12 protein-coding genes are annotated in these 12,662 nt (G+C 70.7%); 7 read left to right on the top strand and 5 right to left on the bottom strand.

Translation table 11 applies throughout. From position 1 onward, the window contains the following. The first annotated feature begins 37 nt into the window (after positions 1-37). Positions 38-928 (top strand): hypothetical protein, encoded by an 891-nt coding sequence (locus BM290_RS20365; RefSeq protein WP_093616348.1) that lies wholly within the window; start codon positions 38-40, stop codon positions 926-928. 160 nt (positions 929-1,088) lie between these two features. Here BM290_RS20365 and BM290_RS20360 read toward each other — a convergent pair whose 3' ends face one another. Genes BM290_RS20360 through BM290_RS20340 form a run of 5 tightly spaced genes read right to left on the bottom strand, consistent with a single transcriptional unit; the run spans position 1,089 to position 5,446 of the window. Further along, complete coding sequence (locus tag BM290_RS20360) at positions 1,089-1,928, bottom strand: alpha/beta fold hydrolase (RefSeq protein WP_093616346.1); 840 nt, start codon at positions 1,926-1,928, stop codon at positions 1,089-1,091. Next, positions 1,925-2,797, bottom strand: a complete 873-nt coding sequence (locus BM290_RS20355) for an SDR family NAD(P)-dependent oxidoreductase (protein WP_093616344.1) — start codon at positions 2,795-2,797, stop codon at positions 1,925-1,927. The genes BM290_RS20360 and BM290_RS20355 overlap by 4 nt, the downstream gene beginning before the upstream one ends. A 12-nt stretch (positions 2,798-2,809) precedes the next feature. Continuing rightward, positions 2,810-4,264 carry a flavin-containing monooxygenase gene (locus tag BM290_RS20350; RefSeq protein ID WP_093616342.1) on the bottom strand — a complete coding sequence of 485 codons (1,455 nt, stop codon included), beginning with the start codon at positions 4,262-4,264 and terminating at the stop codon, positions 2,810-2,812. Beyond that, a complete protein-coding gene (locus tag BM290_RS49885) occupies positions 4,254-4,757 on the bottom strand; it encodes a DUF4873 domain-containing protein (protein WP_093616340.1) in 504 nt (167 codons plus the stop codon). The genes BM290_RS20350 and BM290_RS49885 overlap by 11 nt, the downstream gene beginning before the upstream one ends. Continuing rightward, positions 4,754-5,446, bottom strand: a complete 693-nt coding sequence (locus BM290_RS20340) for a TetR/AcrR family transcriptional regulator (RefSeq protein ID WP_093616338.1) — start codon at positions 5,444-5,446, stop codon at positions 4,754-4,756. The genes BM290_RS49885 and BM290_RS20340 overlap by 4 nt, the downstream gene beginning before the upstream one ends. A 54-nt stretch (positions 5,447-5,500) precedes the next feature. Here BM290_RS20340 and BM290_RS20335 point away from each other — a divergent pair, with 54 nt between their 5' ends. From BM290_RS20335 to BM290_RS20305, 6 genes are all read left to right on the top strand, one after another. Next, on the top strand, positions 5,501-6,454 hold the full coding sequence (locus tag BM290_RS20335) for an AurF N-oxygenase family protein (RefSeq protein ID WP_093616336.1): 954 nt from the start codon (positions 5,501-5,503) through the stop codon (positions 6,452-6,454). A gap of 450 nt (positions 6,455-6,904) precedes the next feature. After that, positions 6,905-7,420: a hypothetical protein gene (locus tag BM290_RS20330; protein ID WP_093616334.1), complete on the top strand. Its 516-nt coding sequence runs from the start codon at positions 6,905-6,907 to the stop codon at positions 7,418-7,420. Between the two features lie 240 nt (positions 7,421-7,660). Beyond that, a complete protein-coding gene (locus BM290_RS20325) occupies positions 7,661-7,879 on the top strand; it encodes a hypothetical protein (protein ID WP_093616332.1) in 219 nt (72 codons plus the stop codon). 131 nt (positions 7,880-8,010) lie between these two features. Then, entirely contained in the window at positions 8,011-9,108 is a 1,098-nt protein-coding gene (locus BM290_RS20320) for a uroporphyrinogen-III synthase (RefSeq protein WP_203779425.1), read from the top strand. A gap of 528 nt (positions 9,109-9,636) precedes the next feature. Next, on the top strand, positions 9,637-10,467 hold the full coding sequence (locus BM290_RS20310; RefSeq protein ID WP_239143611.1) for a sirohydrochlorin chelatase: 831 nt from the start codon (positions 9,637-9,639) through the stop codon (positions 10,465-10,467). Positions 10,468-10,562: 95 nt separating this feature from the next. Then, positions 10,563-12,662: a molybdopterin oxidoreductase family protein gene (locus BM290_RS20305; protein WP_093616328.1), complete on the top strand. Its 2,100-nt coding sequence runs from the start codon at positions 10,563-10,565 to the stop codon at positions 12,660-12,662.

The following is a 12,662-nucleotide window of genomic DNA, read 5'->3' as shown; positions in this document are numbered from 1 at the left end:
TCACCGGCGGCCATGCCGATCATGCGGAGGGCGTTCGATGGTTGTCACCTCCCGGGGAACCGAACCCGGCGGCCCGCACGAGAACCCGGCCCTCCCGGAGCAGCCGCCGGCCCGCCCGCCGTGGCGCCCGCGCACGATGATCAGCGACCCGGCGGTGACACTGGTGCTGAACCGGGCCACGGCCGCCGTGAACCGCGAAGCACGCCGGCGCCCGGCGCTGAGCGCGGCACTCGTGGCGGCCGGGCTCGGTGCCGTCGTCGTCTCGATCGCCGGGCCGGGAGCCGCCGCCCCGGAGTTCCGGACCCCGCCGACCGTGGTCATGGCGACCCCGTCGGCCCAGGCGCCGGCCGCCGCGAAGCACACGGGCCTCGCGCCGTACGAGCCCCCGCCTCCCGCGGAGGGCCCGCTGTCACCCAGCCCTCGTGCCTCGGTGTCGCTCGGTCCGAGCGGGCTGCCCGCCCCGCTCACGCCGATCGGCGGCGACGATGCGACCGTCCTGTCCGGTGTGCGTGAGCTGCCTCCGGAGAAGACCCCCAACAGTGCTGTGAACAGGACCTTCGTCGATCCGCCCGGCGTGTCGGCCACACCGGTGACGGCCTCGGTCATCGTGGGCGAGCCCCGCGAGGGTGACAGCATCACCGCGGCGACGTCGATCACCGGAGTCGCCGACATGCCGAAGGACCACCAGGTCTGGTTGTTGTCGCGCCACGGTTCGAGCGCCTACCGGATCGAGGGAGCCTGCCGGGGAGACCGTAGTTTCGTCTGCGGCCCGGCGACGCTGGAGAGCGGCGGCGACGACACATTCCAGCTCACCGCCGTCGTCGTGGACCCGGCGACCGCGCGAGGCCTGCAGGGCGGCGAGACCCGCGACGCCCTCCCCGCCAACCTGGCCCGTAGTGAGGTCACCGTCCGGCGCGCGGCCGCCTGAGAGGAGCCGGTGGTCGGTGGCCCATGGTTGGCCGGCGCGCGGTTGCCTGAGAGGAGCCGGTGGTCGGTGGCCCATGGTTGGCCGGCGCGCGGTCGCCTGACAGCGGCTGGTGGTCGGTGACCCACGGTTGGTCGCTGAGTTGCGGACGGCCGGTGGGATTTCAGGCGGCCACCCGGGCCAGCATCGGGCGGACCAGCCCGGCGAACTCGTCCGGGCGCTCGATCTGGGGCATGTGGCCGGTCCGGGCGAACATGTGCGACTGCGCATGCGGGAACGCCGCGCGGGCCGCGGCCAGATGCTTGCTCGGCAGGATCAAGTCGCGGTCGCCCCAGACGAGCATTGTCGGCTTGGTGCTGGCGGCGACGCGGGCCAGCAGGTCGGTGCGCCAGGCGGCGGCGACACCGCGAAGCCCGCCGAGAGCCTTGGCGATCTCCAGGTAAACGGGCGCGAAGTCCGGCTGCCGGGCGATCTTGATGGCCATGGCGACGCGTTCCGGAGTGACCAGAGCACGATCGGCGAAGATCATGCGCTCCATCCGGGGCGCGGTGATCCGGTCGATGCGGCGCAGCATCTGGCGGCCCAGGCCGGGCACGGCCAGCATCCGCAGCGCCACCGTCACCTCCTTGCCGAAGCCGGCGCTGTTGACCAGCGTCAGCGTGGACACGCGGTCGGGGGTGTCGGCCAGCATACGCATCGACACGGCGCCACCCAGCGAGTTTCCCATCAGGTGTACGGGCCGGTTCTCGCCGATCGTGTCGAGCGTCGCCCACACCCCGTCGGCGAGGACGTCGAGTGTGGTGGGGGCGGGCATCCGCTGGGACAGGCCGAAGCCGGGCATGTCGATGCTGATGACACGATATTCGTTGTCGAGTAGGGGGTGCTGCAGCGCCCAGTCCTCCAGGCTGCGGCCGATGCCGTGCAGCAGCACGACCGGCGGGGCGGCCGGATCGCCTGTTGCGTGGAAACGGACGCGGGTGCCCCGTACCTCCTCGAATCTCATCTCTTGATCACCGCCGGGCGCGTGCCGCGAGAGGAGGCAGCGACGGTGGCCGCGCGTACGATCCGGGCGTGACCGACCGGCAGCAGCCGGGCGAGAATGTCCGGCGCCTTGGCGCTGGACGCGATGAGCAACCGGGCCTTTCGCTTCGCGACGGCCCGCAGGATCTGTTCCGCGGCCTTCTCCGGGGGATAGCTGAGCAGCGCGGCGAAGAGTCTGCGATTCGGCTCGATTTCATCCTGGGGTACGTGTGAGCCCACCAGAGCGGACTCGGCGATGCGTGTTTTTATCCCGCCGGGGTGAACAGTGGTCACACCGACTCCGTTGTCGATGAGTTCCCCGCGCAGCGATTCGCTCAGCCCGCGCAGGGCGAACTTACTCGCGCAGTACGCGCTCTGGCCGGGCGGCGCGATCAGCCCGAACAGGCTCGACACGTTGACCAGGTGCCCGCCGGGCGTGGCGGTGAGCGCCGGCAGCAGCGCGTGGGTGAGCAGCATCGGCGCGCGGAAGTTGACGTTCATGACCTGCTCGAACTGGTCGGTCGTCACCTGGTCGAAGCGGCCGCCGAGCGCGATGCCGGCGTTGTTGACGAGCAGCCCGATCGCCGGGTGCTCGGTCAGCACTCGCGTGGCCAGGGCCTCGACGGCGACCCGGTCGGCCAGGTCGGCGACGACGGTCTGCACTCCGATCGCGGGATGTGCGGCACGGATACGGTCGGCGACCGGCGTGAGCCGGGCCTCGTCGACGTCGGCCAGGACCAGGTCGCTGCCGCGGTGGGCCAGGCCGTAGGCGAGCTGTTCGCCGATGCCGCCGGCCGCTCCGGTGAGCACGGCGGTACGACCGGCGAACCGGTATTCGGGAAGTCGTGTCATGAGACCACCTCTTCAGGTGCGGACGGGAGCGGGTAGGCGGGTGAACTCCATGTCGCGGGTGACGTCGGCGCGGGGTGTGGTGAGCACGTCGCGCAGGTAGTTCTGCCGGACGAGCCACGGATCGCGGTCGCCCTGGCGGGGGAAGAGGTCGAGGGCGCGCTGCACGTATCCCGAGGAGAGGTCGAGCAGTGGACGGCCGGTGCCGCCCGGCGCGGTCGGGGCGGCCGCCGCGTAGCCGTGCCGCTCCATGTGGTCGAGGAGTTTCACCAGGTAGCGGTGGGACAGGTCGGCGCGCAGCGTCCAGGAGGCGTTGACGTAGCCGATGCAGTAGGCGAAGTTCGGGACGCCGCTGAGCATCAGGCCGCGGTACGAGGCGGACTTCCCGACGTCGACCGGGTCGCCGTCGACGGACAGCCGGATGCCGCCGACCGGCAGCAGCGACAGTCCGGTCGCGGAGACGACGATGTCGGCATCGAGTGTCGTTCCCGATTTGAGGCGGATGCCCTCGGGAACGAACGTGTCGATGTGGTCGGTGACGACCGAGGCGCGGCCACTGGTGATGGACCGGTAGAGATCCCCGGACGGGATCACGCAGAGCCGCTGGTCCCAGGGGTCGTAGTGCGGTTTGAAGTGCTCGTCCACGTACCCCGGATTCTTGAGGAAGTGCACGGCGACGGCGCGCAGCGCGCGACGGACCAGCTGCGGCCGGCGTTTCGCCAGCTGGTAGAAGCCTTGCGTGACCAGGATGTTCTTGGCGCGGGCCACACGGTTCGCGGCGTGCGGCGGCAGGATGCGGCGGGCGACGTCGGCGATCACGTCCCGGTTCGGGAGTGGAGTGACGTACGACGGGGAGCGCTGCAGCATCGTCACGTGCGCCGCGTCCTCGGCCATGGCCGGCACCAGGGTGACAGCGGTGGCGCCGCTGCCGATGACGACCACGCGCTTGCCGCGGTGGTCGAGGCTCTCCGGCCAGAACTGTGGGTGCACCAGCGTGCCGGTGAAGTCGCCGAGACCGGGGAAGTCCGGCCGGTAGCCCTCGTCGTAGTTGTAATAGCCGGCGCACCCGTACAGGAATCGACAGGTCAGCGTGGATCCGCCGGCGGTGTGCACGGTCCAGCGGGCATCCGCGGACGACCAGTCGGCTCCGGTCACCTTCGTGCCGAAGCGGATGTGCGAGGTGATGCCGGCCTCGTCGGCGGTCTCCTCGATGTAGCGGCGGATCTTGTCGCCGGAGGCCAGCGACTCCGGCTCGCGCCACGGCCGGAACGGGTAGCTGAGCGTGTACATGTCCGAATCGGATCGGACGCCGGGATAGCGGAACAGGTCCCAGGTGCCGCCGATGGCGTCGCGGGCCTCGAGAATCGCATACGTGTCCCGCGGCCGCTGGTGGGACAGCCGCCACGCGGCGCCGATCCCGGACAGGCCGGCGCCGATGATCAGCACGTCGAAGTGCTGGTCACTCGCCATGCCGCACCGTCCCGAACCACGGGGGAGTGCCGGTTCCGGAGATGCGGACGCCACCCCACGGGTCGGGGTCGCCCAGTTTCACCGCGGTCTCCGGGGAGCCGGGCACGACGATGGTCGCCTGTCGTAGCCCGGCGCCGACCCGTTCGCGCAGCATGTCGTGCGGCCGGGTGCGGCCGGCCCAGCGGAACCGGCCCTCGATCGGCTCGAAGCGGGCGGACATCCGGATCTCCACCGGGACCGGTCCGTCGTCGAGACGTAACGTGGCCGGACCTCGATACTCCTCATCACCTGCATTGACCGCCTCAACGTTGACCGCCTCAACGTTGACCGCCTCAACGTTGACCGCATCAACGTTGACCGCCTCAACGTTGACCGCCTCAACGTTGACCGCCTCAACGTTGACCGCCTCAACGTTGACCGCCTCAACGTTGACCGCCTCAACGTTGAGCGGGTCAACGTTGAGCGAGTCAACACGTCCCGGGTCGGTGCTCACAGGTCTCTCGCCCACCCTTCGTGTGCGGCAAGTCCACCGGGCACATCGGCGGCCCGCCGCATGCCGGCGATCCCGGCCCAGAGGAACGTGGTCAGGTAGTCGCCGAGCGCCTCGCGGCTGATCGGCTGCTGCTGGCGCAGCCACCAGTCACCGACCGACTGGACGTAGCCGACCACCCCGTACGCCCAGGGCAGCGCCGCCCCGGAGTCGAGGCCGCGGGCCCGCAGCCGGTCGCCGAAGATCCGGGCCAGGCCGCTGGCCACGGTGTCCATCACGTCGGCGACCACGTCGCGGTGCCGGGCGATGTCCGGCTGGTGCACCACGAAGCGGTACAGGTTGAGGTCGGCCTCGATGTGGGCCAGGTAGACGTCGATGGCCGCGGCGACGACGGCCCGTTCCTCCCGGACGGCGGCGACCGCCGGGACCATCGCCTCGATCAGTGTTGCCCCCGCCTGCTGGCCGACGGCGAGCCACAGCTCCGACTTGTCGGCGAAGTAGCGGTACAGCACCGGCTTGCTGACCCCGGCGTGCGCGGCGATGGCGCCCATGCCGACATCGGGGCCGTGCAGCCGGATCGCCTCGATCGCCGCGGTGGTCAACTCCGCCCGGCGCTGTTCACGATGACCGTCCCAGCGGCCGCGACGGCCGTCCGACCTGCTGGGATTGACGGGTGGAGTGGCGGAGTTCATAGTACAAGAAGTAACTGTTACCGCCGGTAACGTCAAGATGCTCCGGAGGATCGGATGACCACCACCTCTCCGCCTGATCGTGACCGCACCGCCACCCGGCTGCTCCGTTCCTCGGCCGAGCACTCGTACGACCCCGAGGTGGAGATCGACTGGGAGGCGCCGTTCGTCGGAGGCAAGTACTTCGTCCCGCCGCACCGGTCCAGCCTCTACGGCACCGCCCTCTGGGAGCGGATGACCGAGGACCAGCGCATCGAGCTCACCAAACACGAGGTCGCGAGCATCGCCGGACTCGGCGTCTGGTTCGAGACGATCCTGATGCAGTTGCTCATCCGGGAATACTTCAAACAGGACCCGACGGCACCCCACGCCCAGTACGCGCTGACCGAGATCGCCGACGAGTGCCGCCACTCCGTCATGTTCGGCCGCATGATCGCGCGCCTCGACGCGCCGCTCTACCAGCCGACCGGTGTCAACCAGTGGCTCGGCAAATGGATCGCGCACACCGGTGTCGGCCCGCGCATGTACGCCGCCATCCTCATCGCCGAGGAGATCCTCGACACCCTGCAGCGCGAGGCGATGAACGACGAGAACGTGCAGCCCCTGGTCCGGATGGTCTCCCGCATTCACGTCGTCGAGGAGGCCCGGCACGTCCGGTACGCCCGTGAGGAGCTCGCCCGGCAGATCCGCGCCGCCGGTCGCGGGCGCCTCGCCTTCGACAAGCTGGTGATCGGGCGGGCCGCCTACCTCACCGGCACCCGCCTGATCGACCCTCGCGTCTACCGCGCCGTCGGCCTCGACCCCGAGGAGGGCCGCCGCGCCGCCCGCGCCAACCCCCACCACCGCGAGACGATGCGCTGGGCCGGCGAGCGGATCGTCGCCTTCCTCACCGACCTCGACCTGATCGGCGGACCGGGCACCGCCCTCTGGCACGCCTCGGGCCTGCTCCCGCGGGGCGCCGCGGGATACCCGCGGGGCGCCGCGGGATACCCGCGGGGCGCCGCGGGATAGTGCCGGCGATGCGCCGGGCGCTCCAGGGCGTGACTCGGCACGGCCGGTACCTCGCCGCCCGCGGTCTCCTTTCCCTCTTCCTCCTCCTCGACGGCATCATGCCCGCGAGCGATCTCGGCTGCGCCGCGGAGTCCTGACACGGGCGGCGACCCATTGGTGTCCCGCCGTCGATCCGGGCCGGTGATCGTGTCGTCGGCGACCGGGAGAAATGCCGCGGGTCAGCGCTCGCACCCGGATCACCGCGCCGCCGTCTCCGTGGGGAGGTGGCCGTGCCACGACGCCGGCCGGAGGCCGCAGCCCCCTGCAGCGCGTCGACGCGCACGCCCGCCGGATCGGCGGTGAAGGGAGCCGGATGGGTACGAGCGACCGCCACTGATCCATGGCCGGCATCATGCCGCCCGGGTACGACAGAAATCGCCGCCGGCGGGCACGGCGACTAGATTCAAGATCATGAGCGAGCGATCGTACGGCCGTCGCGATCTGATCGATGCGTTTCTGGCCACGCGCGAAGGGGAGAGGTACGGCGGCTACCACCCGGAGTCGTCGGCGTACAACGCGGCGCTCCGGGCTCACCACGAGGCGATGTTCGGCGTACTGCAGCGTCTCTTCGAAGTGAGTCTCACCGGGGAGGCCGCGCCGGATCGGGTGCTGTTCATGCTCTTCCAGTCGACGGCTCGTTCGCTGCTCGCGCTGACCACGCCCTGGTCGGGATTCCTCGAGGCCGGCCTGCTGCACCGGCGTCTGGAGGCCACCGGCGACCCGGGCGCCCGGGTGATGGCCGCGAGCGACCGCATCTGGTCCCGCAACGACGAGTCCCGCGAGGATCACCTGCTGATCCTCGACGAGCTGCTCACCGTGTTCCTGGGTGATCGCGCCGGCCGTACCTTCACCGCCGCCGACCTGATCGCCGCCGGAACCGACCCGACCCCGCCGAGCACCGCCGACCATCCCCTCTACGAGGATTGATCCGCTACCCCGGGGTGACCCTCGTGAGCTGCGGTGACGCATGTCGCACGGGGTGCGGGACGGTTTCGGCGAGGTTGCCGGTTCCCTACCGCCGGCCGGTCGGGCGGCGTCGGCGGACGGGCGTCCGGTTCGGGACGGTCGGCCGGTGGGCGACGGCCGCACGGTGTGCGAAATTGTCGCGACGTTCCGCACTGTCCCGCGGGACGGCGCTGACCGTGACGTGGCCGGAGAGGAGACGAGATGGACGACGCTCTGGTCGCCTACAACGCCGGGCGGGTGGACGGGGCCGCCGGATACCGGGATCCGCAGATCGCTGAGGACCCGGAGGTCGGCGCCGATTACCGGATCGGGGTGCTGGACGGCCGGATCGCCGCGTTCCATCTGATCAAGGAGATCCGAAGGATCCTCGGGGTCGAGGGTTCACTCTTCGAGGGCCCCGACGACGTCACCGGAGCATGATCAACAGCTCACAACTGCAGCTCGCGGCCAAGTGATCGGCCGTTATTCTGGCGGAAACATTCACTCGACGGTCCCGAAACCAGGCCTTAGGACTCTTGCACCGGACGGCGGCACAGGATGGGGACCGGATGATCGAGGGCGCACTGGCCGGCTTCACCGTGGCGGTGACCGCGGAACGACGCCGGAATGAGATGGCGGCTCTGCTGGAACGACGCGGAGCACGAGTGATCAGCGCACCCGCGATCACCATCATTCCACTGATCGACGACGAGGCGCTGCACGCGGCGACGGCGGCCTGCATCGGTCTGGAACCACATCTGGTGGTCGCGACCACCGGTTTCGGGTTCCGCGGCTGGCTGGAGGCGGCCGAGGGCTGGGGGCTCGCCGAGGCACTGCGGGAGTCGCTGCGCAACGCGCGGATCATCGCCCGCGGGCCGAAACCGTGCGGCGCGATCCGGGCGGCCGGGCTCACCGAGGACTGGGCGGCCAAGACCGAGGCCTCCGAGGAGGTGCTCGAACGGCTGCTCAGCGAAGGCGTCGCCGGGCTCCGGATCGTGGTGCAGGAGCACGGGGAGCCGCAGACCGAGTTCGTGAAGGCGCTGCGTACGGCCGGTGCGGCCGTCGTCGAGGTGCCGGTCTACCGCTGGGCGCTGCCGCCCGACACGGCCCCGGTACGGCGTCTCGCCGAGCAGGTCGCGGCCGGCCAGATCGACGCGGTGACGTTCACCAGCGCGCCCGCGGTCAAGGCGTTCCTGCAGATCGCCGAGGAGGCGAAAGCGGACGTCGCGACGGCGTTCGACCGCCGGACCCTCGCCGCGTGCGTCGGCCCGGTCACTGCGGCGCCGCTCGCCGAGCGCGGGATCCCCACGGTGATGCCGGAGCGCTATCGGTTGGGCGCGCTCATCAAGACGGTCACCGACGAGCTGCCGCGGCGCGCGGTCCGGCTTCAGGTCGCCGGGACAACCCTGGAGGTACGCGGACACGCCGTCCTGATCGACGAGGTGCCACACGCGCTCGCCCCCGCGGCGATGTCGATTCTGTCCGCGCTGGCCCGCAAGCCCGGCGCCGTCGTGTCGAAGGAGCAGCTGGCAGCGGCCCTGCCCCGAGGCAACGACGGTCACGCGGTGGACGTGGCGGTGGCCCGCCTGCGGGCAGCCCTGGGTTCCGGCAAGCACATCGAGACGGTGATCAAGCGCGGTTACCGTCTACGCATAGACGAAGCCGCCTGACAGTCCGCACTCAACCCGATCAACCCGATCAACCCGATCAACTCAAGTAGTCCACTCAACACGAGCAACGCGTCAACACGAGCGAGACGTCAACACGAGCAACGCGTCAACACGAGCGGGACGTCAACACGAGCAACGCGTCAACACGAGCAACGCGTCAACACGAGCGAGACGTCAACGCGAACAACGCGTCAACACGAGCGAGACGTCAACACGAGCGAGACGTTTAAACGAGCACGACGAGCTGGCTGTTGTTTGGCCGGCTTGGATCCGGCGACGAGGCCGGGTAGCTGGGAGCGCCCGATGTTCATGCCGGGCCGCCAGCGCAGACATCGAAACGTCAACGGCTGACGCGGTCATCAGAACAGTTCTCCGGTGACCGTCACGGCCGTATCGAACCGCGTGCCTGGTGCGATGCCGGGCCGCTGCCCAACCGCGTGCCTGGTGCGATGCCGGGCCGCTGCCCAACCGCGAGCCTGATGCGATGCCGGGCCGCTCCCCAACTGCGATGCCTTGAGGAGATGTCCCATGAGCGAGTACCCCACCCTGATCGCCGTAGCCCACGGCACCCGCTCGCCCGCCGGCCGCCGGCAGATCCAGGAGCTGGCCGCCGCGGTGGCCCGCCGCCGACCCGGCCTCGACGTCCGCCTCTGCTACGTCGACGTGCAGGAACCCAAGGTCGCCGACGTCGTGGCCACGGTGCTCGACGAGCGGCGGGCACAGGCCGGCAACGGTGAGCAGGGCGGGGAGCCGGGGGCGCTCGACGAGCGGCGGGCACTGGCCGGCAACGGTGAGCCGGGCGGGGAGCCGGGGGCGCTCGACGAGCGGAGGGCACAACCCGGCAACGGTGAGCAGGGCGGGCAGCCGGGCGCGGTCGTCGTTCCGCTTCTGCTGTCCGCCGGGTATCACGTTCGGGTGGACATCGCCGAAGCGGTTGCCGGGACCGGGTTTCCGGTCACCGCGCCGCTCGGGCCGGATGACGTCTTCCTGGAGAGCCTGCGCCGTAACGTGCCCGGCCACGCGGACGCGATCGTGCTCGCGTCCGCCGGGTCGTCGGATCCGCTGTGGGTGCGGGGGATCCGTGAGGTGGCCGCCGGGCTGCCGGGCCGGGTCGAGCTCGGGTACACGTCCGGCAGCGGGCCGCGGGTCGCCGATGTGGTGGCGCGGTTGCGGGCCGAGGGCGCCCGGACCGTCGCCGTCGCCGCCTATCTGCTGGCCGAGGGGCTCTTCTACCGCACCCTGCACAGCGCCGGCGCCGACGCGGTGACCCCTCCGCTGTGCCACGACGCGCAGGTCGCCGACCTGGTTCTGGGTCGGTTCGACAGCGCAGTCCTCACAACCGCCGGTAGCGGTTTGTAGTCACAACTGTGGCGGAGCGGTTGTAGGGATTCCTGAACAACAGTGTCACCGCGAGGCGTCGTAAGGGTTAACGGCGAGCCGAAAACATCGTGGTTGTGACGGCGACCCAGACGCATTGCCCGTACTGCGCCCTGCAGTGCGGGATGACGCTGACGCCCGAGCTTCCCACGCGACTGGGGATGCCGGGTGTCCGGCTCGAGCCGGCCGAGTTCCCGGTCAACCGGGGCGGCCTGTGCGCCAAGGGCTTCACGGCGGCGGACCTGCTGGACCACACGGACCGGCTGCTGACGCCGCTGGTCCGGAAGGAGCCCGGCAACCGGGACTCTCCCTTGCGGGAGGCGTCCTGGGAGGAGGCGTACGAGCGGATCGTGACCGCGATCCGCACCAGCCAGGACGAGTTCGGCCCGGACAGTGCCGGCGCTTTCGGCGGTGGCGGGCTGACCAACGAGAAGGCGTACGCGCTCGGCAAGTTCGTGCGGGTGGCGCTGCGGTCGTCGGCGATCGACTACAACGGCCGGTTCTGCATGTCGAGTGCGGCGACCGCGGCGAACCGGGCGCTCGGCATCGACCGGGGCCTGCCGTTCCCGCTGGCCGACGTGGCCGAGGCGCGGACGGTGCTGCTGGTCGGCGCGAACCCGGCCGACGCGATGCCGCCGTCCATGCAGTACCTGGACGCGGGCCGGGCCAACGGCGCGAAACACATCGTGGTCGACCCGCGCCGCACCAACACGGCCAACGGCGCCCACCTGCACCTGCAGCCGCTGCCCGGCACCGACCTGGCGCTGGCGAACGGGATGCTGCACATCGCGATCCGCGAGGGCTGGGTCGACGAGAAGTACATCGAGGAACGGACCGAGGGTTTCGCCGCCGTCCGAACGGCGACGAATTCCTACTGGCCGGAGCGCGTGGAGCGGATGACCGGCGTCCCGGAGGCGCAGCTGCGCGAGACGGTGCGGCTGCTCGCCACCGAGGGCCCGAGCATGATCCTCACCGCGCGCGGCGCCGAGCAGCACAGCAACGGCACCGACACCGCGCAGGCGTGGATCAACCTGGCGCTCGCGCTGGGCCTGGTCGGCCGGCCGTTCTCCGGGTACGGCACGATCACCGGCCAGGGCAACGGCCAGGGCGGGCGCGAGCACGGGCAGAAGGCCGACCAGCTGCCCGGTTACCGCCGCCTCGACGACCCGGCGGCGCGCGCTCACGTGGCCGCGGTGTGGGGGATCGACCCGGACGAGCTTCCCCGGCCGGGCGTCTCCGCGTACGAGATGATCGATCGTCTCGGCACCGACGGGGGCGTCCGCGTCCTCTGGGTCCTGGCCAGCAACCTCGTCGTGTCCGCCCCGCACAGCGCCAACGTCGTACAGAAGCTCAAGGATCTTGATTTTCTGGTCGTCTCCGACATCTTCCTGTCGGAGACCGCCGCCCTCGCCGACGTCGTCCTGCCGACCGCCCAATGGGCGGAGGAGGAGGGCACGATGACCAACCTCGAGGGCCGGGTGATCCGCCGGAAGATGGCGTTGCCGCCTCCGCCGCTGGTCAAGAGCGATTTGACGGTGCTCACCGAGCTCGCCGGGCAGCTGGGCCGCGGTGAGTTCTTCACCGACGAGCCGCGTGCGGTGTTCGAGGAGCTGCGCCGGGCCAGTTCCGGCGGGATCGCCGACTACGCCGGCATCAGCTACGAGCGGATCGACGACGAGCAGGGCGTCTTCTGGCCCTGCCCGGACGAGACCCATCCGGGCACGAAACGGCTGTTCGCGGAGACGTTCCCGACGGCCTCCGGCCGGGCGCGTTTCATCCGGGTCGATCACCGCGATCCGGCCGAGGTTCCCGACGGGAGTTTTCCGTACGTGCTGACGACCGGCCGCAACATGCAGCAGTACCAGAGCGGCAACCAGACCCGGCGGGTACGGGCGCTCACCGTGGCGCTGCCCGAACCGCGTGCCGAGATCCATCCCGACCTGGCCCGCCGGCACGGGATCGCCGACGGTGACCTGGTCGAGCTGCGCAGCCGCCGGGGCGCCGCGACGTTGCGGGCCCGGCTCAGTGACGGGATCCGGCCGGACACGGTGTTCGCGCCGTTCCACTGGCCGGGCGCGAACGCGCTGACCAACCCGGCGCTGGACCCCCACTCGAAGATGCCCGCCTTCAAGGTGTGCGCGATCGCCCTGTCCAAAGCCGAAGACGGGAGCTTCTGA

Origin of the sequence: Actinoplanes philippinensis (assembly GCF_900113015.1) — a bacterium.
Taxonomy (GTDB): Bacteria; Actinomycetota; Actinomycetes; order Mycobacteriales; family Micromonosporaceae; genus Actinoplanes; species Actinoplanes philippinensis.
This window is presented reverse-complemented; position numbering and strand designations above follow the sequence as displayed.

Excerpts from the sequence above, each read along its gene's own strand:
- BM290_RS20365 (WP_093616348.1), top strand. The coding sequence starts at position 38 with ATGGTTGTCACCTCCCGGGGAACCGAACCCGGCGGCCCGCACGAGAAC.
- BM290_RS20360 (WP_093616346.1), bottom strand. The coding sequence starts at position 1,928 with ATGAGATTCGAGGAGGTACGGGGCACCCGCGTCCGTTTCCACGCAACA.
- BM290_RS20355 (WP_093616344.1), bottom strand. The coding sequence starts at position 2,797 with ATGACACGACTTCCCGAATACCGGTTCGCCGGTCGTACCGCCGTGCTC.
- BM290_RS20350 (WP_093616342.1), bottom strand. The coding sequence starts at position 4,264 with ATGGCGAGTGACCAGCACTTCGACGTGCTGATCATCGGCGCCGGCCTG.
- BM290_RS20340 (WP_093616338.1), bottom strand. The coding sequence starts at position 5,446 with ATGAACTCCGCCACTCCACCCGTCAATCCCAGCAGGTCGGACGGCCGT.
- BM290_RS20335 (WP_093616336.1), top strand. The coding sequence starts at position 5,501 with ATGACCACCACCTCTCCGCCTGATCGTGACCGCACCGCCACCCGGCTG.
- BM290_RS20330 (WP_093616334.1), top strand. The coding sequence starts at position 6,905 with ATGAGCGAGCGATCGTACGGCCGTCGCGATCTGATCGATGCGTTTCTG.
- BM290_RS20325 (WP_093616332.1), top strand. The coding sequence starts at position 7,661 with ATGGACGACGCTCTGGTCGCCTACAACGCCGGGCGGGTGGACGGGGCC.
- BM290_RS20310 (WP_239143611.1), top strand. The coding sequence starts at position 9,637 with ATGAGCGAGTACCCCACCCTGATCGCCGTAGCCCACGGCACCCGCTCG.